Consider the following 18344-nt stretch of genomic DNA (forward strand, 5'->3'; position numbering starts at 1 on the left):
CTCCTAACGTTATATACGAATGATCCAACATTTGGTTTCGTAAAAATAAAAACACTTTCCATTGAATAGAAAGTGCTTTTAACAAAACTTATAAACTCTCCTGTTTCAGATCGCCAACCTCTCCTGTATAAGGATTAAAATAAAAATAGGCATCTAGCTTTTCTGAATAAAACACATAGACTTGGTCTTCGTGATGTTTTTGATTATGATGAAACCCCATCGTTATTTGATAATTTTTTTCTAGCATCTCTAAAGCTTCATTCACTTCATATTGAGGCTTTGTAATAAAGAAGTAGCTAGGAATGACCAATAATAACAACACTGACAATACATTGACCGTGAATCGTGCGGTCTTTCTCTCACTAAAAATAAACATGATATTTGCTAAAACAGCCACAACATAAAAAGTTGTAACATGAATTGTGCCCATTATATCTGCATATTTCTTCTGGAAAAAATATAAGAGCAGGCATTCGATCATTAATAGTGCAATGATGACCACATTCATTGTTTTTCCCATTCGCCTCTCCCTATAACAAATCAATTAGTCTTCAAACTTCAAATAATATGATCGATTCAGTTAATGACTTTCATATGAATAGTTATCATACAGCTTTTTCATTCCTTCTAAACAACACATTTAAAAGTATTATAGTAGCTGAGATGATGAAAGATTTTAAAAAATTCTCTGACCAGTTGAACACATCAAATTTCAAATAATCGTATGTAACTAAAAATATGAAAAATAAAAAATTTTCTTTTTATTACTCTCTCTTAAGACCCTACCACCCCCTGCTTCCGCTCCAATTTATCCGCATACATCTGTTCATCAGCTTGAGCAAACAGCTGAGTCATTTGTCCAAGAGAATGAAGGTGATAAGCAGAACCAATGGATAGCTTAATAGGGCGCTCGTTCTGACTATTGTTATACTCATCAATAGCAGATGCTATTTGAGCTATAAGGTCATGGACAGTAGCTTCCGTAGCACCACTCATTAGTAACACGAATTCATCTCCACCAATCCGAGCAACCATTGTCTGTTCATTAGCAAATTGCTTCAATAAATGAGCGGTTTCAATAATCAAATCATCGCCCACTTTATGTCCAAAATGATCATTGTAATATTTTAATTGATCTAAATCGCATAAAATAATGCCTACGGAAATATCCACTTCTTCATCATACTTTGTCATCGCCCGTTCAAAAAATTCACGGTTATGAATCGATGTCAAACTGTCATGGTACACACGATATTCCAACTCTTGCTGCAGCCGCATTTTATCATCAATATTGCGAATCACCCCTTGAATCGCAACTAACTCTCCCGCTTCATAAATAGGAGTGGCATGTTCTTCATACCAGCGATAAATTCCTCCATAATCGATCCACCTTTGAATAATAGGTTCTTCATAATTCAGCTCACCTTTAATCTTTTTCACTAGCAACTGTACATCATCTGGATGAATATGCTCAAAAGGAACATCCGGATCTTCATAAGCTCGCTTTACTGTTCCTTCTCCAAAAAACACATCTGCCGCAGGAGATACATACTTGAACTGACGCTTCGGTTTCAGCTCGTAATAATACAAGAGATCCTTTGAATGAGCTAATAATTCAAGGTACTTTTGTTGTTTCTTTTCCTGTGGAATTTTCAACAGCCCATACATAGATAACATACCAGTAAAAAATCCAATGATTACCCCTACATAAACTTCTTGAACCATCCATCTCCCTCATTCCTACGAACTTCGTATGTATATAGTAACAGTTCACCCATCTAAATATTTGATAAGCTACTGTTAGAAAAAAACGGCCTTTCCCTGATAAAACAACAGGAAAAGGCCGTATCTGATTATTCCTAATGAATAGACTGTAACACCTACATATCAACAAGTGAAGTTTTAATTTACAGAAAGAGCTTTTAGTAAAAAAGCTAATTACCTAAAACATTTCTCCGTTCGAAGTATTTTGCATCATGTTATAGTTTCACAACAAAATCGAGTAAATGATCTTCTTCAATTGGAATTTTATTAATTAGATTAAAAGTTTGAGTATCTACTACAAGTAAATTTCCTTTACCATTTCCGTCTGATTCTATCATATAAATTTCTTTTTCCTTTGTATTTTGATACAAAATTCGATAAGTCATTTTTTTATTTATATAATTTTCATCAAGCACAGTAAATGAGGGGGTATCTTTAAACGACAATACACCTAATGATACGCCCGATTTTTCATTATATATACTGTATAAAGCAGTCTCTTCGTTTAATAAAAGTGATCCTTCAACATCATAGTATTTATCCTGTTGGGGTAAGTCTTTGAAAATTTCATAGGTTTTATAACTCAACTTTCTATCCAGAACAAAAAGTTTTCCTTCATCATTCATAATAAATGCATTTTTACTTGTAGCATAAATAGGATAAAATTCTGTAAGCCCCTTATTAAAATTCATATAATTTGCTTTTTTATTTTTACTATCTATTAGCCCTACAAAATTATTATCAGCAATTCCCTCATCATTCACCTGACCGCTTCCAGCGTAGATGATTTTATCTTCAAATTGCAAAAGTGGCGTCCAATTGGGGGCACGTCCATATTCTGTTTCATAACTATTTTTAGTTGTATCGTTTGTAATCGACATATTAAAGTCATTATTTTTATTGGTATTTTGATCTCCGGTCTTATATGAAACCATACTTTGAAATAAAACATTAGAGCCGTAATGTTTTATATGATCTACACCTACATCAAAATTGAAATAATCTAAATCTACTTTTTTAAACGTACCTTGCTCAATATCGTAAGTATAGTACCAATTTTCTATAACAGCTTCTCCAAAAAAGGAAATGTAGAGTTTATTGAGTTCGTTAGGTTTCTGATGAACGGACATCCTTCTAAATGTATCATCTCTAATCTCATATTCTTTCACAATCTCTCCCGTTTTGGAAACCTCTCTCACAAAAGTATAGTCTTGTGAATTTCTTTTGTCAGCAGGATAAAATAATAAGTACTGACTTTCTTTCCCCTTTTTAGTTGGCTGAAACTCCTCCATACTATTTACAACAATTCGATTATTTTCTTGGTTGGACTTATTCAAACTATAAATTAATACTAAAACGGACACCGACACTATAAGTAGCCCAATAAATAATAATTTCCTTTTCATATTTCCTCCAATACATATAAAGAAAAGTACAGAATGAATCTCCACATTGTAGAGATTCATTCTGTTTCGTTATTCTTATTTAAATCACTAAATAAAACATTAAGTGAGTTCAGGAGTTTTACTTCCCCAATCCTTATATAAACGAGTATTAGCATCAATTTGAATATCATTTGGAATTACAAGCAAGAATCCACTCCAAGTAAGACCTCTAGCCCCCCTTAAATCGTAACCAGCATTATACCATTGTCTCATAGTTAGCTTAGAGCAATACCATTTGTTATCTGAAAAAATTGATGTTTTTAAAGAATATGGTTCTCCCACTTGATTTAAGCCATACTTAACAGCTTTCTTTCGGTCAGCCGTAGAAGCATTATTACCGAGTTTACTTGTGACTTTATACTGTTTAATTCCACTAGCGCCTTTCCATAAGTTAGTTCTATTCCAATGATGGACTTTCGCTCCATTATTCTTTGTTTTGGATGCTTCAATTACAAAATATTTTGTTGTCGATAGTACACCTGTATGTCCCGTAAAGCTCCTTTCACCGATAGCATTTTTACTTCCTATACTATAAAAGAGTATATCCCCGTAACGCCACGTTTTAGCAGCCTTTCCGCTAACATTTTCCTTATAATTTTTATCTACTGCTAAATCCAATTGATCTAGCTTTTCTATCAATTTCTTAAACTCTGGACTTTTATAATATTCACTTGAATCTAAGGAACGAAAATAATTTTCAACTTCAACATGTACAGCATTTACCTCATCTGAAAATCTTTGTTGATTAAGTTTTCCACGAGTTACTGAATTACTCGAACTGCTCAACTTAGAGTTATTACCCGCTAATTGGATTTCTTTAAGTAGATTATCTATTTTTACGATTTTTGAGTGAATTTCATTTTGAACATTCTGGTCAACATCATCATTTTTTGCATATGTAGCTACTGGACTCAGTATAATCGTACAACTTACTAACAGACTAACTAATCTTTTAAATCTCATGCGTTCTTCTCCTTATATTTTTAATATAATTTCTCTTGACAAAGAAGACAAAAATTCATTCGTTCAAAACATGTTTTCTACCAAAACTACCTATAAAAACATCTTCTATTCTACTAGTGAAGATGTGCTACATTGTGTTTCATTAAGGGATGATGTAGAACATTACACTTTGCTTGTTTAAGTCTTTCTTTAATTGCTATGTTATATCCAATCACAAAGTAAAGCATTTTGCTGTTCAAACTTTAGTCAACAATAAATTGAGCATTTTTTAATATAAGTTGTTTCATTGATTGATTCGAGTTCTTGCCCTCTACTAAAAAAGAGACTAAATCTGAACCAATACAAAAAGCTAGTTTATGGAGCCGGATATTAATAACGATTGTTTCACAGGGTTGTTCATAGAGAGATGAACTCGTAAAGGATAGGCGATTCTTTCAGGGAATTATGCGAAGTTTCCTTGATCTTCGCACACGTTTATCTTAACTAACGTTAATACGCTACATAACTTAAAAAATGCCACACGAAAGAAAACGCCTTTAGTATCGAAAATGTTCAAAAAAGCGCTGGCGCAAATCCTCCGCCTTTCTTTAAACAATTAAGGCATTTTAACATTATGACAATGGCGTACTCTTTTTCATCACACTAAAACAACTCTTAGAGGTTAGATTGAACACTTTCAAACTCCATTGAGAAACACTTACTCGAAAAAGTTTGCAAACTTTCATTTTTCGTAAAACAATATTGACAAAGACAGTACTTCGTTAAATATTCCGAATTCCCCTCGTAGCAAGATAGCTTTTTTAATTAGTTGGATTACTCAAAAAAACTCAATTGTTTACTTTGTGTTAGATACATGTTTCTCCGCTCATCCCTCTTACATTATATAGAAAACAATGAACTTGCCCAATATTTTTTTGCATTTTTCTGTAAATTAATACAATCCTCCTATATTTAAAGATGGCACAGTCTCAATCACCAAAAAAGAACATAAAAGATAATTTTTTAATACAAAAATAGGACTCCTAAATTAGAAGTCCAAAGTCCTGTTTTTCATACAATAATTGATCGTTTTCTTTTAAGTAAAAATCTCGGAGATAGAGGGGTTCCTTGCTCAGCTTCAAAATAAGCAAGTTCATTTGGAATACAAGGTATAATGGACGGCATATCCATTCCAACAGCGTTTTCTAGAGCTATGCTTAACGGTACTTCCTTGTCATCAATTTCTTTGTTCCATGAGATTGCATAACAAGTGTCTCCGGCACCATTTTATCCCAATAAATTAGTGCTAATGGGGGTAAATTTGACTTTGGAATCTTAGTTCTGTAAGCATGACAAAGACCATTTAAAGGATTTTGACGCTTGTTATCTGAAAATAATTCGAACTATACTCTATTGTAAAGTCTTTTTATGAAAAAAGACTTTACAATTGTTCTCTTCGTCTCCTTATCTATGTTAATTCCTCCATATGTTGTTCATTTACCATTTTGCACTAAAAAAAATGACCTTCCCTTAATAAAATACTAGGAAAAGGCCATATCATTTTGTTGTAATGAATGATTCTGATTGTTAACTTACTACAAGTTTCGCCACATACTCCCGAACCATATCAGGTGTCACTACCTTACGAGTGGGGATCAATCGATGATTCGCTAACACATTAATTTTCTCCGTCACTTCATTAATGCGCTCCGTCGTGAACTCCTTCCCAGCCTTACACAGTTCTACCGCTTCTGCAATATACGCCTCACGCTGCTCATCTAACAAGGCAAACTCTCTATATAATTTATTTTGCTTTTCCGCATGTAATATAAGATCTTTATGTACACTCATGATTATTCCTCCTATAATTAGTCTACTTTCTATAGTAACAAGTTCACAAGAAAAACTAAAGATTGCAAATTGCTAATTTTCGATACTTTTCAGCGAAAGTAGCTAACAAACAGTTATCAATAAAATAAGTTACGAACCGCATAATACACCGTTTTTAACGAATCCAACAACACTGGAAAAATATCTAAAAACGTTTGTATTGGACTAGTGAGAAATATCAAATCACCTATAACCTTTCGTTATTTCACTCCGTTTATAAACACAAAAAAAGGCAGCTCTCTAAACGAGAACCACCGCCTTTTATAAGATTCAATGATCATTATTTTTTCATACTATCCGGCTACTCCATATAAATCATCCTCTTCGTCATCCCACCATCGACCACTAAATTATGCCCATTAACAAAATCATTTTGCTCGTCCGCTAAAAATAAGCAGGCATTCACGATATCGCGCGGACGACCAACACGTCCAGATGGGTGCTGAGCATGATCTTGCTCTCCCAACTCTTCATATCCTTCTACTTGTATCCACCCAGGGCTCACGGCGTTAACCGTAATTGGTGTATCACTAAGAGAAACCGCCAGTGTGTTAGTTAGTGACACGAGCCCGCCTTTAGAAGCACCATACGCTTCCCAATTCGCTTCATTTTGATTCCATCTCGTCGAAGCAATATTAATGATTCGCCCATAGTCTTGTCCGCTGTTGGCTTCAATGAATTCCTTCGCGCAAATGAAACTACCGCGCAAGTTGACATCAATTACTTCATCAAATTCCTCAATGGAAATGTCTGATATATGTTTGGAGAACGTAGAAATAGCGGCATTATTGATGAGTACATGTACCGCTCCATATTTAGCTTTAATTCGCTCAAACGCGCGACTAATATCCGTTTGCTTGCTCACATCTGTTTCGATAAAATCAATACCTTCTGCTAAGGGCTTATGCTGCTTCATATCTAGGGCAATCACCTGATAGCCCGCTTTATGAAATCCTAAAGAAAGATGATAACCGATGCCACCTGTTCCACCTGTGATGACGCAGACTTTGCTTGTTATTTGTTCTTCCATAAGCTCCAACCCTACTTTCCGCAACACTTTTTATATTTTTTCCCACTGCCGCAAGGGCATTTTTCATTGCGTCCAACCTTGCCTGTCCCCGCAGTTGTCACTGACTGGTTTGGAAGTGGGATTAAATAATGCTTCTCCATTTCAGCCAACTCTTTTGGGGTGTGACCTCTGTTTTCCCAAATACGAGTTGTATTCGCAATCGCGGTGATGACACGTACATATTCATTCAACTGCTTCATATCTTTGAATTCAAAGCGCTGTAAAAACTGTTGAACGGTTAATTGAAAGTCAGACTGGCTCGCTTGCAAATAAGTGACAAGTTCTTCGATTTCCTCGTGAACCATTAATGTACTGCCACCGAAGAAGTCCTTTGCTAACATACGGGCGAGCTTGTCTTGCTCTGGTGTACGCTCAATATAAAAGTCATCTACATAACGAAGCAATTCTTCTTTTTCAGGTACGTAAAATGGTTTTCCTAAAGTTTCTACATAAAAATTAGCATAGTCATCAAATAATTCAATAGCATGATGAATAAATGCTTGATCATGTATAAACACATCTGCCTCTTCCATCTGCATAGCATAGTGCGGATCTTTCAAAATCGCCATTAGCTCCTTTCTTGAAAGAGCTGGCTCATTTTGTCCATTATATATTTCTAGAAACTTCGAATAGTCAATCAGCCCATAAAGATGGACACAAGCGATAGCGTACTGACAAATGAGCTCCTTATTAGGAATATCATCAAGGTCGATGAAATCTGAACGACGGTACTGATCGGAAATAATGACGTAGTTCTTATGATCAATTTTGCTCCACTCGGTCTTTTTGTATTTCACATACTTTAAACTGTCATTAATGTAGTCGATATCTAATGGTACATATCGTTGCTTTTCTGCCCAAGCAACGGTTTGTAAAAACTCCGGATGGGTTGGATCATGGTATACCTTTAAAAACTCTTTATAACCAAAAGGCCCCCCTGCATCTTCAGGTGGTGCTGTTCCCTCCCCTTCTAGCAAAGTCGGAAACCCAAAATAATAATCATCGACTGTCTCTTCTAGCTCCACCTTAATGCGCCAGTTATCGCCAAAATCATAATCATATATAAAAGAACCGTCTCTTTCTAAATACGGGTCTATTTTGATACGTGACGGTTGCTTCACATGCTTTTCGCTTTGAAGAACTTCATTATTAGTAACAAACCATTCACCTATTTCTACACCAAAAGAATGATACGGCTCTAGCTCGCTTTGAAAATTTGTCACGTGCTGAATGGTTTCATGCAGCCGATGAAATGTTGCATCTGCTGGCAAAACGACACGGCGCCACACTACTGGTTCAACATCTTCAAATGTTAGTTTGATAATATATGCTTTCATATGTCACCTTCTCTTTTTTTCCTTCTATACATGAGCTACGTGTTCACTTAATACTGCCGTCAACTTCTCCTTCATGTCATCCGAAGTAACAACACAGCTAGTAGAAAAGAGCTTTGTCTTAATAATCAATTCATATCCTGCATTCACTTCTTTGTCAAAACCGTAAAATCGGTGATCCATCGTAATTGGAACGAACTGAAATGACTTTATTTTACCCCAAGGAATAAAGCGATTGCCACTTAGGACGCCACCTTCAACTACCGCAAACATATTTAATAAGTTATCTGAATGAGTAAACGGCAAAAAAATTAATAGAAAGAAAGACCAATCAAACCCCTTTATACATAGTCCTAAAATAAACATAACCAGTACAAATAAAAGCACGAGAGAATATACGATAATGCCGCCTTTTTGTTTAGAAAACGTCGGAAAATTGACAGCCTTCTCAGGATATTTCCGTAACGCTTGAAGTTCGTCATCCGTAATCGGTAACACTACGTTCTGATTCATCTTCAGCAATACTTGAATAAATTTGTAACTATAATAGCCCATCACACTGAAAAATAACGCACACAAAAATAATTTCAACTCAATCACCACTTTACTTTGATGTTTATAACAAGGTGCTAAATAATCCTACCTTATATACGAGTGATGTAGCGTAAAGTTTCAATTCAGTTGAAAATTGGGGGACAAGGTGTCCAATCCATTGTCCCTTTCTACATTGAAGTTCAATGGCATACATATAGCTATATATTGAAATCGGAGGAGGGACATAATGATTATTCATGTAGTGAAAAGAGGAGAAACGTTATGGAGTATCGCTAATCGTTATCGTGTGAATGTTTCACAACTTATTGCCGCAAATGGGCTGCCTAACCCGAATCAGCTCGTGATTGGCCAATCGATTATTATTCCGAGCATGGTCCGTCGCCATACGGTTCGTGCAGGAGAATCTTTATGGCAAATTGCCCGAAGATATGGCGTGACAGTCGCAGCAATTGCTCAAGCAAACAAAATGAGCAGCACAGCGAACCTCAATACGGGAGACATGTTGCTTATTCCAGCGCGGACATATACCGTTCAGCGTGGAGAAAGCTTACAGCAAATTGCTCAGCGATTCGGCGTCACTGTTGGAGAACTTATGCAAACAAATCAAATTCAAAACCCTAATGCGATTTCTCAAGGAACAATATTGATCATTCCTTTTCCTAAACCGGTCATTGAAGTAAATGCCTATACGATCAACGAAGGAGAACAAGGCGGAAGAGAAGTTCGCGAGGTTGGTGATTATTTAACTTACGCCTCCCCTTTTGCTTATACAATGCGAACAGATGGCGGACTAGATCCCATTGACGACACAGCCATCCTTCAAGCCGCTCAAGCAAAAAAAGTGGCTCCATTAATGTGCATTACCAATTTCACAAGCGAAGATCCTGGCTCGCAATTAGCTCATACGATTCTTTCTAGTACACTGTTGCAAAACCGGTTATTAATCAATATTGAAAACATTATGAGAGAGAAAGGATATATTGGACTAAACGTTGACTTTGAAAATGTATTTCCAGCTGACCGCGAGCTGTATAATCAATTTCTACAGCGTGCGGTAGATCGTTTGCGCCCGCAAGGATATTCTGTTTCCACCGCTCTTGCACCGAAAATAAGCGCTGAACAAAAAGGACTTTTATATGAAGCCCATGACTATGCGGCTCACGGAAGAATTGCCGACTTTGTTGTATTGATGACATATGAATGGGGCTATCGCTTCGGACCTCCGCAGGCGATCTCTCCCATTAATCAAATGAAGCGCGTGCTCGATTATGCCATCACCGTCATTCCAAGAAATAAAATTTTTCTCGGATTCCAAGTGTACGCTCGGGATTGGTTACTTCCTCATGTGCAAGGTCAAGAAGCGGAAACATTTGATATGCAAGAAGCCATTCGCCGAGTAGCCAAATATAATGCAGTTATTCAATACGATGAAACATCCCAATCCCCATTTTATCGTTATTGGGACGAAAGAGGCCGCCAGCACGAAGTCTGGTTTGAAGATGCCCGCAGCGCCCAAGCTAAATTTGACTTAGTAAAGGACTACGGCTTGCGTGGAGTCAGCTACTGGGTGCTTGGCTATCCATTCCCGCAAAACTGGGTATTACTTGACGGAAATTTTCGAATACGGAAGTTGCGTTAAGGATCTGCATCAAGCTAGCTCTCCTTGTATTAATGATTAAACAGAATAATTATGTGCTAAATTGTTAAACATAACTCTGTCAAAATGATAAAAGGAGGGCAAAAAAATGGCTTTATTTCCCTATGATCCCTTTAGACAAATATCGAATATGAGAAGAGACTTTGACAGAGTGTTTTCTGAATTTCCTTTTGCTTTCGAAAATGATGCTCGTCATTTCGGAAACATCAGAGTGGATGTACACGAAACAGACAATGCCGTCATTGCGACTTGTGACATTCCAGGACTAGAGAAAAAAGAAGATGTACACATTGATATTGAAAATAATGTGCTCCACATTAGCGGCTCGATCAACCGAACAAATGAAATGAAAGACGAAAATATACATCGAAGAGAAAGATATACAGGCAGCTTTCACCGAACAATTGCACTTCCCACTTCCGTATCTGAGGAAGGTGTAAAAGCAACATACAAAAATGGGGTACTAGAAGTAACTATGCCAAAGCAAATGCAGACGAATAAAAAGAGAATTGACGTGGACTTCCACTAAAAGAAGCATCCAGAAAGTCAGTTTTAACTGACTTTCTGAATGCTTTTTTTCACCTTGTGAGCGGATTCTTCGACTTTTTTTGAACCGCCCCTATTCCTTTTGATGCTTCGCTATGTATTCGCCCGCTCGAATACCAGATAAAACCGCATGCTCTACTCGAGTGGCGGTCGTTTCTTCCTGACCTGCAAATGCATCTCCCGCAAGAACAAGAGAATGAGCCGTCCCTATGTCTAAAAAATCTCTCTGAATTGGATGTTCCACTTGTGCATAGCGCCAGCGTTTCACTTGAACCTCTTCGGTTGTCCACTCATGGCCAGCTACTTCTCGTATAAGTGGTAACGCTTGCTCAACAATAGCATCATCCACCTCCTCAAAATAACGCTTCGACCAATCATGATCCATATGAACAGTGATTGCACCACTAGCACTAATTCCTTTTTGCTGATTATCAGCAATCCATGAAATCATCCCTCGTTTTGGTTCCCGTAAATATCCATGCGGAACATTCACTTCCCCGTTCACTTTGAGTAATACCCCAAGCGTCGGCACATATTTTGCCCTGTTTAACACCTCTCGTTGCTCACCTGTCAACAAATGGCCACCTGCATCTAATAACTTTACACTTTGAGGAAGAGGACTCGTCAGCAACACTGTATCTGCTTGCCAATGAAATAATTGCCGTGTTCCTGTGTGCATCCCTTCCACAACATACCCGCCATTATCAGACGCACTAATCCGTGTGACTTCACACTGATAGTCAACAGGCACCCCTTCCGCCAAGCGTTTGGCTAACCGGTTCATCCCCCCTTCTCCAACATAACGCGGATGCTTCTCTGTAAACCATGGTCGAATCCACCCTTTTTCCTCCCATTGTGCCACTAATGCTTGAAATTCTTCACTTCTCGCTGTGAAAAACTGTGCCCCATGATCAAACGTCCCTGTAGCAATTCTTCTCGTGGCGAACCTTCCACCGGGACTGCGACCCTTATCAATAATATGAAATGTACCTATTGCAAGTCGCTGTAATGTATGCGCGGCAAGAAGACCAGAAATTCCAGCTCCGATAATGAGTGTATTTACTTTGTTCATCCGTTTACTCCCCTTTTTATCAAATATTTCTGTTATTATCCACCCCTGTTAGATAGGAGAGCAAATTTAAGTGTTTTTTGGATATAAGATCAAGTCCCTCGTTCCCTAATTCGTGCTACTATAGAAAATAAAGTGAAACTTCAATCAGTGGGGGTTTTCTTCATCCCCCACTGATTGTTAGTTGAACGGATCGGGCATTTACGGGCTGTTGATCCCTCACCTACACGTACATCTGCGCTTCTTCTGATCATGTTGAGGTAGGGGTCTTACAGCCCGTTAATGCGGGATAAAACGGACAAGGGGGCCACCATTTGAAAATCAGAAAAGAATACACATGTCCACTAGAGCTTGTCCACGATATGATCAAAGGAAAATGGAAGCCCATTTCATGAATGATCTTTATAAACAAATGGATGGACATATTTTAGCGCAATATACACTTAAAGGGATTTATCACAATAAAAAAAGAGGGGAACATCAATGATAAGAAAAATTGACCATCTCGTGATTACCACAGCCGATATGAATCAGTGTATTGCCTTTTATGAAAAATTAGGCTTTCATGCCAAACAGACAAACGGACGATATGAGCTGTTTGCCGGAGACTTCAAAATCAATGTTCACTTTTTAGGAAAAGAACTTTCTCCTCATGCAGCCCATGTACAAATAGGAAGCACTGATTTATGTTTTGAAATTGGTGGAGACATTGACTGTTTTAAAAGAGAACTAGAGGCACAGGGGATTGTATTGGAAACAGATATTCTTGAAAAAAACGGCGTCAGAGGCAAGATGAAATCGATCTACTTGCGTGACGCCGACGGAAACCTGCTCGAATTTTGCAGCTATGAGTAGTATGTATTTAGCGTTTTCCGTTGTCTTTCCATTGTTATGTATGATGGTTCTGGGGTACTTTCTCAGAACCATCAACTTATTTAACACGGATTTGTTAACTCAATTAAAATGCACTTGTTTGTCTTAACTAGAAGAGGTTGAGGTTGACTCTTCACCTTCATCAAATGCTCCTACTTTACATTTCATCTTCAGAAAGAAGACACAGCTCTCTTAATACTATTGCATACATAAAAGGAAATAAATAGAAATAAAAATCAACGCATGCAAGCTTGTACAAATAATATGGGACAAGAAACCCGCCCCATATTAAACGATTCCTTATCCTCTATACTTTACAGCCAGTCCCTTTAAGAAATTTCTTGCGTATTTATCACCGCACTCTTTGTAATTTTTATGACCTTCTTTTCTTAATAGAGCACTTAATTCTCCTTTTGTTACGATGACCCCTACGTCTTCTAATATATCAAGCATATCTTCACTTGTTAATGATAGTGCTATCTTCAATTTTTTTAGAACGAGATTATTAACACTGCCATTACTCTTTAAAGATATTGCTTGTCTATCCGGTTGCCCTGGTTTTGGATCTTGTTTTCCTCTTTTAAAAGTAATAAAACCATTCAAAAATGACTCTAACATAACATTATTGCATTTTATTTCGTAATCATTTTCAACTACATCACGATCATCGTCAAATTCATCATAGTAACTATTTTTTAATTTTGTCAGCATCTTTCGTACTTCTTCTTTTGTTACTTCAACGCCACCAAGTTTAAATATCTCCACCATATCTATATCTTTTATATCTAGAGCATATCTTACTCTAATTAAAATATCATTATTACTTATAGCCATTGTTTGTCCTCCTAAAATGTTGGTTGTTTATCCAGCAGTAAAAGCGTATCCTTTAACATGCTTAATATAAAGTGAAACTTCAATCAGTGAGGGTTTTCTTCATCCCCCACTGATTGTTAGTTGAACGGATCAGGCGTTTACGGGCTGTTGATCTCCCACCTACATGCCTGCGCTTTTTCTGCCCTGTTGAGGTGGGAGTCTTACAGCCCGTTAATGCGGGATAACTTTTTGAGAGTTACATCATTTCACTATCGCCGTCCCATCAACATTCTTTCCCAAAGTTATCAAGCAATGCACGCACTTCATCTGTTGATTTCGTGTTCATCAATTGATTTCTTAATTCAGCAGCTCCAGGGAATCCTTTGACATAAATTTTGAAAAAGCGATGAAGCCCTGTGATGGAACGTGGAAGTACTTCCGCATATTGATCTTGAAGATTCAGCTGCAGTCTTAAAAGATCAAGGTATTCTTTACTGCTATGCTCTTTTGGCTCTTTTTCAAAAGCAAAAGGATTTTTAAAAATACCTCGCCCGATCATAACGCCATCAATACCATATGCTTTCGCAAGCTGTAGCCCAACTTGACGGTCAGGAATATCTCCATTGATGGTTAGTAGCGTATTAGGTGCGATACGGTCGCGTAATTTTTTGATTTCCGGAATTAGCTCCCAATGAGCATCTACTTGGCTCATTTCCTCTCTTGTACGTAAATGAATAGAAAGGTTTGCAATATCTTGTTTTAAAATATGCGTTAGCCACCCCTCCCACTCCTGAACCTCCTTATAGCCCAGTCGTGTTTTCACACTGACAGGCAGTCCACCGATCTTTGCTGCTTGAATAAGTTCTGCCGCAACGTCTGGACGCAGAATAAGGCCACTACCTTTCCCTCTCGATGCCACATTCGGGACAGGGCAACCCATATTAATATCGATACCTTTAAATCCTAGCTCTGCCATACCCATACTCATTTGACGGAAGTATTCGGGATTATCCCCCCAAATATGTGCCACGATTGGCTGTTCATCTTCTGTAAAAGTCAAACGGCCACGCACACTTTTCATCCCCTCTGGATGACAATAGCTATCCGAGTTTGTAAACTCTGTGAAAAATACATCCGGTCGACCGGCTTCACTTACTACGTGACGAAACACAACATCTGTCACATCTTCCATTGGTGCAAGTACAAAAAATGGTCGTGGTAAATCACGCCAAAAATTATTTATCATTTCAAACTCAAATCCTCTCACTATGGATACAACTTCAAACTCTCGATCAAATAAGAAAAGCGCAAGGCGCCCGCCTATCGGCGACAAGCATAAGACGATCCGGCTAGAAGGTTGCTCTTTAACCTTCTGGACGGATTGGCTTGTGACCTCGAGTCGATGGCGCCTGGAGCTAGACATTTCTCAAAGCCAAATGTTCCACTTCTTTTACACTTATATCATGCTTAGTAACTTATATCAAACCATCTTCATCATGACTTCTTTACCTGTGCAAATAAATAGTATTAGCTATTTATTAAGTGTCTGATTAAGAGTATGATAGTATTAAAAAAGAAAGAGGTTCTCACATGGATTCAACACTTTCATCGAGAAGCGCGACTAAGATGACAACAAGAACTCTAGTCATCAATGCACTTTTCATCACATTAACATTGGTAGCGACGATGTTCATCAACATCAGGCTCCCTATCATGGGCAACGGTGGTCTCATTCATCTCGGAAATGTGCCTCTCTTTATCGCCGCCTTCCTTTACGGCAGAAAAACGGGAGCCATCGCCGGTGCCTTCGGAATGGCCTTATTCGACCTTATCTCTGGCTGGACAGTATGGGCACCGTTTACATTCGTTATCGTAGGGGCTATGGGCTTTACAGCGGGTCTCATCTCTGAAAAGATGCCCGGCAAAAGAGTTGTTGTTTACACAATTGCCATTGTCGCTGCGCTGATGATCAAAGTCGTCGGCTACTATTTTGCGGAAGTGATCCTTTACGGAAACTGGATCCAACCGTTCGGCTCCATTCCTGGAAACGTTATGCAAGTCGTCATCGCTGGTCTCATTGTCTCACCACTGGCAGGACGCTTAAAGAAAATTGTCAAATAAACAGCATAGCAAAAAAATGCATAAGTATCTTCGAAGCTAATAAAGAAAATGCAACCGACACTAACAGCTAGTGTCGGCTTTTTGAATATAAAGTGAAACTTCAATCAGTGGGGGTTTTCTTCATCCCCCGCTGATTGTTAGTTGAACGGATCGGGCGTTTACGGGCTGTTGATCCCCCACCTACACGTCTGCGCTTCTTCTGATCATGTTGAGGTGGGGGTCTTACAGCCCGTTAATGCGGGATAAATGGATCGGAATTTCACTCTTTATACAAAGCTAACGCAGCCCCCTCTCAAAATAAAAAAGACTCCCCACTCAGTGAGAAGTCTTTTTTCAATAGAATAGTACATATTCTATAATTATAGTATATTATTCATCTGTAAGTTTGCTTATTACACGCCTTGGCCTGCTGGCTCTAACGTTACCTTTTCAGCTAAACCAAGTGTCTGTGCCGTTGACGTATGAACTTCTTCAAGCAAGTCTGGATTTTGCATTAATGACATGCCATAAGAAGGAATCATTTCTTTAATTTTCGGTTCCCACTCTTTCAAGTGTTGCGGGAAGCATTTTTTAATGACTTCAAGCATAACATGAACCGCGGTAGAAGCACCTGGAGACGCGCCGAGCAATGCAGCGATCGAACCATCAGCGGCACTAACCACTTCCGTACCAAATTGAAGCGTTCCTTTGCCGCCCGCTTCCGTATCTTTAATCACTTGCACACGTTGGCCAGCTACGACAATATCCCAATCCTCACTCTCCGCGTTCGGGATAAACTCACGCAACTCTTCCATACGCTGTTCTTTCGATAACATCAGCTGCTGGATCAAATATTTCGTCAATGCCATCTCTTTCACGCCTGCCGCTAATAACGTAGTAAGATTATGCGGTTTGACAGAAGAGATTAAGTCCATGTTTGAACCTGTTTTTAAGAACTTAGGCGAGAAGCCAGCAAACGGTCCAAATAGCAATGATTTTTTGTTGTCGATATATCGTGTATCAAGATGCGGAACAGACATTGGCGGAGCACCAACCGCAGCTTTTCCGTATACTTTTGCATGATGCTGCTCAACCACTTCTTGGTTGTTACATACCATAAATAATCCGCTAATCGGGAAGCCGCCAATATGTTTCCCTTCAGGAATACCTGATTGCTGCAGTAAGTGCAGGCTTCCTCCTCCAGCTCCAAGGAACACAAATTTTGCTGTATGATATTCCATTTTACAGCCATCAAGGTCATGTACTTTTACTTCCCATAAGCCGTCTTTCGTACGTTTAATGCCTTCCACGCTATGTCTATATTCGACATCAACATTTTGTGTTTGTAAGTGTTCAAATAACATACGCGTCAAAGCGCCAAAATTGACGTCCGTACCCGTGTCGATTTTGGTTGCTGCTATCCGCTCATTCGCTGAACGATCTTCCATAATCAGCGGGATCCATTTTTTCAGCGTTTCTGGGTCCTCTGAAAATTCCATTCCTTTGAATAAAGGATTGTCAGCCATCGCTTCAAAACGTCTTTTTAAAAACTTCGCATTTTCTTCACCTTGGACCATACTGATATGAGGTAATGGCATAATAAAGTCTTGCGGATTTTTGATCAGCTGGCTCTTTACAAGATAAGACCAAAACTGCATAGAAACTTGGAACTGTTCATTTACCTTAATCGCTTTCGTAATATCGACAGACCCATCCGACTTTTCAGAAGTATAGTTAAGCTCACACAGTGCCGCATGCCCCGTTCCCGCATTATTCCATTCATTAGAGCTTTCCTCTCCTGCTTTTCCGAGCTTCTCAAACACTGTAATTTTCCAGTCAGGTACCAATTCTTTCAGAAGTGTTCCTAAAGTAGCACTCATGATTCCGGCACCAATTAAGATAACATCCGATTTCTCTTCTCTGTTGCTCATCTTTCTCATCCTTATCCCCTAAGATTTGCAGAAAGGATGTAGGCGCTCCTACTTAGACGTCACAGCAAGCCGGGGCGCGAACTAGTCACACACCTTTTCCGCATTAATTATAACCTAATTATAGTACAACATTACTGTTTATAGTATAGCATTATTGCCAATAGTGTATCATTATTGTTTACAGAATATCACTATTGTTTACATTATATCACTATTACTTACAGATTTAAATATAACTAACCCATCATAAGCGGCTCAAAAGCTAGTAAAAAATGTTTCCTTCCAAATAATATGAAGATGCATAGCTTTTCGTTTACTAAGAACATACAGTAAATGTTTTTGATACCCAAAAGCCT

Annotated in this window: 16 protein-coding genes; 4 read left to right on the plus strand and 12 right to left on the minus strand. The window is 38.3% G+C overall.

Annotated elements, in window-relative coordinates; all coding sequences use genetic code 11:
• Positions 1-88: 88 nt before the first annotated feature.
• The 8 genes from IRB43_RS11565 to IRB43_RS11600 form a co-directional block, all read right to left on the minus strand.
• Positions 89-520, minus strand: coding sequence for a hypothetical protein (locus IRB43_RS11565; protein WP_203363636.1), 432 nt, complete (start codon positions 518-520; stop codon positions 89-91).
• A 254-nt stretch (positions 521-774) separates the two neighbouring features.
• Positions 775-1725 (minus strand): sensor domain-containing diguanylate cyclase, encoded by a 951-nt coding sequence (locus IRB43_RS11570; RefSeq protein ID WP_203363637.1) that lies wholly within the window; start codon positions 1723-1725, stop codon positions 775-777.
• Between the two features lie 254 nt (positions 1726-1979).
• Positions 1980-3170 carry a hypothetical protein gene (locus IRB43_RS11575; protein WP_203363638.1) on the minus strand — a complete coding sequence of 397 codons (1191 nt, stop codon included), beginning with the start codon at positions 3168-3170 and terminating at the stop codon, positions 1980-1982.
• Between the two features lie 99 nt (positions 3171-3269).
• Positions 3270-4172, minus strand: a complete 903-nt coding sequence (locus IRB43_RS11580) for a YiiX/YebB-like N1pC/P60 family cysteine hydrolase (protein ID WP_203363639.1) — start codon at positions 4170-4172, stop codon at positions 3270-3272.
• A 1566-nt stretch (positions 4173-5738) separates the two neighbouring features.
• Positions 5739-6002, minus strand: a complete 264-nt coding sequence (locus IRB43_RS11585) for a DUF2533 family protein (RefSeq protein WP_203363640.1) — start codon at positions 6000-6002, stop codon at positions 5739-5741.
• Positions 6003-6342: 340 nt separating this feature from the next.
• Positions 6343-7071 (minus strand): SDR family NAD(P)-dependent oxidoreductase, encoded by a 729-nt coding sequence (locus IRB43_RS11590; protein ID WP_203363641.1) that lies wholly within the window; start codon positions 7069-7071, stop codon positions 6343-6345.
• A gap of 11 nt (positions 7072-7082) precedes the next feature.
• A complete protein-coding gene (locus tag IRB43_RS11595; RefSeq protein ID WP_203363642.1) occupies positions 7083-8447 on the minus strand; it encodes a plasmid pRiA4b ORF-3 family protein in 1365 nt (454 codons plus the stop codon).
• A gap of 24 nt (positions 8448-8471) precedes the next feature.
• Positions 8472-9035 (minus strand): hypothetical protein, encoded by a 564-nt coding sequence (locus tag IRB43_RS11600; protein WP_203363643.1) that lies wholly within the window; start codon positions 9033-9035, stop codon positions 8472-8474.
• Positions 9036-9225: 190 nt separating this feature from the next.
• Here IRB43_RS11600 and IRB43_RS11605 point away from each other — a divergent pair, with 190 nt between their 5' ends.
• Positions 9226-10638, plus strand: a complete 1413-nt coding sequence (locus IRB43_RS11605; RefSeq protein WP_203363644.1) for a glycoside hydrolase family 18 protein — start codon at positions 9226-9228, stop codon at positions 10636-10638.
• Between the two features lie 106 nt (positions 10639-10744).
• Positions 10745-11185 (plus strand): Hsp20/alpha crystallin family protein, encoded by a 441-nt coding sequence (locus tag IRB43_RS11610; RefSeq protein WP_203363645.1) that lies wholly within the window; start codon positions 10745-10747, stop codon positions 11183-11185.
• Positions 11186-11275: 90 nt separating this feature from the next.
• Here IRB43_RS11610 and IRB43_RS11615 read toward each other — a convergent pair whose 3' ends face one another.
• Positions 11276-12274, minus strand: a complete 999-nt coding sequence (locus IRB43_RS11615; protein WP_203363646.1) for an NAD(P)/FAD-dependent oxidoreductase — start codon at positions 12272-12274, stop codon at positions 11276-11278.
• A gap of 480 nt (positions 12275-12754) precedes the next feature.
• Between IRB43_RS11615 and IRB43_RS11620 the strand changes: the two genes are divergently transcribed.
• Positions 12755-13126, plus strand: a complete 372-nt coding sequence (locus tag IRB43_RS11620) for a VOC family protein (RefSeq protein ID WP_203363647.1) — start codon at positions 12755-12757, stop codon at positions 13124-13126.
• A gap of 318 nt (positions 13127-13444) precedes the next feature.
• On the opposite strand, the gene IRB43_RS11625 is transcribed toward IRB43_RS11620, so the two are convergent.
• A complete protein-coding gene (locus tag IRB43_RS11625) occupies positions 13445-13978 on the minus strand; it encodes a YehS family protein (protein WP_203363648.1) in 534 nt (177 codons plus the stop codon).
• A 262-nt stretch (positions 13979-14240) separates the two neighbouring features.
• Complete coding sequence (locus IRB43_RS11630) at positions 14241-15203, minus strand: tRNA dihydrouridine synthase (protein WP_203363649.1); 963 nt, start codon at positions 15201-15203, stop codon at positions 14241-14243.
• Between the two features lie 344 nt (positions 15204-15547).
• Here IRB43_RS11630 and IRB43_RS11635 point away from each other — a divergent pair, with 344 nt between their 5' ends.
• Positions 15548-16078: an ECF transporter S component gene (locus tag IRB43_RS11635; protein ID WP_203363650.1), complete on the plus strand. Its 531-nt coding sequence runs from the start codon at positions 15548-15550 to the stop codon at positions 16076-16078.
• Between the two features lie 392 nt (positions 16079-16470).
• Here IRB43_RS11635 and IRB43_RS11640 read toward each other — a convergent pair whose 3' ends face one another.
• Complete coding sequence (locus IRB43_RS11640) at positions 16471-17988, minus strand: malate:quinone oxidoreductase (protein WP_203363651.1); 1518 nt, start codon at positions 17986-17988, stop codon at positions 16471-16473.
• Between the last annotated feature and the right edge of the window lie 356 nt (positions 17989-18344).

The sequence above is a fragment of the Bacillus sp. REN10 genome, assembly GCF_016820555.1.
Taxonomy (GTDB): Bacteria; Bacillota; Bacilli; order Bacillales; family Domibacillaceae; genus Bacillus_CE.

Bases quoted from the DNA above. Each gene is read 5' to 3' on its own strand.
- IRB43_RS11565 (WP_203363636.1), bottom strand. From the start codon at position 520: ATGGGAAAAACAATGAATGTGGTCATCATTGCACTATTAATGATCGAA.
- IRB43_RS11570 (WP_203363637.1), bottom strand. From the start codon at position 1,725: ATGGTTCAAGAAGTTTATGTAGGGGTAATCATTGGATTTTTTACTGGT.
- IRB43_RS11575 (WP_203363638.1), bottom strand. From the start codon at position 3,170: ATGAAAAGGAAATTATTATTTATTGGGCTACTTATAGTGTCGGTGTCC.
- IRB43_RS11580 (WP_203363639.1), bottom strand. From the start codon at position 4,172: ATGAGATTTAAAAGATTAGTTAGTCTGTTAGTAAGTTGTACGATTATA.
- IRB43_RS11585 (WP_203363640.1), bottom strand. From the start codon at position 6,002: ATGAGTGTACATAAAGATCTTATATTACATGCGGAAAAGCAAAATAAA.
- IRB43_RS11590 (WP_203363641.1), bottom strand. From the start codon at position 7,071: ATGGAAGAACAAATAACAAGCAAAGTCTGCGTCATCACAGGTGGAACA.
- IRB43_RS11595 (WP_203363642.1), bottom strand. From the start codon at position 8,447: ATGAAAGCATATATTATCAAACTAACATTTGAAGATGTTGAACCAGTA.
- IRB43_RS11605 (WP_203363644.1), top strand. From the start codon at position 9,226: ATGATTATTCATGTAGTGAAAAGAGGAGAAACGTTATGGAGTATCGCT.
- IRB43_RS11610 (WP_203363645.1), top strand. From the start codon at position 10,745: ATGGCTTTATTTCCCTATGATCCCTTTAGACAAATATCGAATATGAGA.
- IRB43_RS11615 (WP_203363646.1), bottom strand. From the start codon at position 12,274: ATGAACAAAGTAAATACACTCATTATCGGAGCTGGAATTTCTGGTCTT.
- IRB43_RS11620 (WP_203363647.1), top strand. From the start codon at position 12,755: ATGATAAGAAAAATTGACCATCTCGTGATTACCACAGCCGATATGAAT.
- IRB43_RS11625 (WP_203363648.1), bottom strand. From the start codon at position 13,978: ATGGCTATAAGTAATAATGATATTTTAATTAGAGTAAGATATGCTCTA.
- IRB43_RS11630 (WP_203363649.1), bottom strand. From the start codon at position 15,203: ATGATAAATAATTTTTGGCGTGATTTACCACGACCATTTTTTGTACTT.
- IRB43_RS11635 (WP_203363650.1), top strand. From the start codon at position 15,548: ATGGATTCAACACTTTCATCGAGAAGCGCGACTAAGATGACAACAAGA.
- IRB43_RS11640 (WP_203363651.1), bottom strand. From the start codon at position 17,988: ATGAGCAACAGAGAAGAGAAATCGGATGTTATCTTAATTGGTGCCGGA.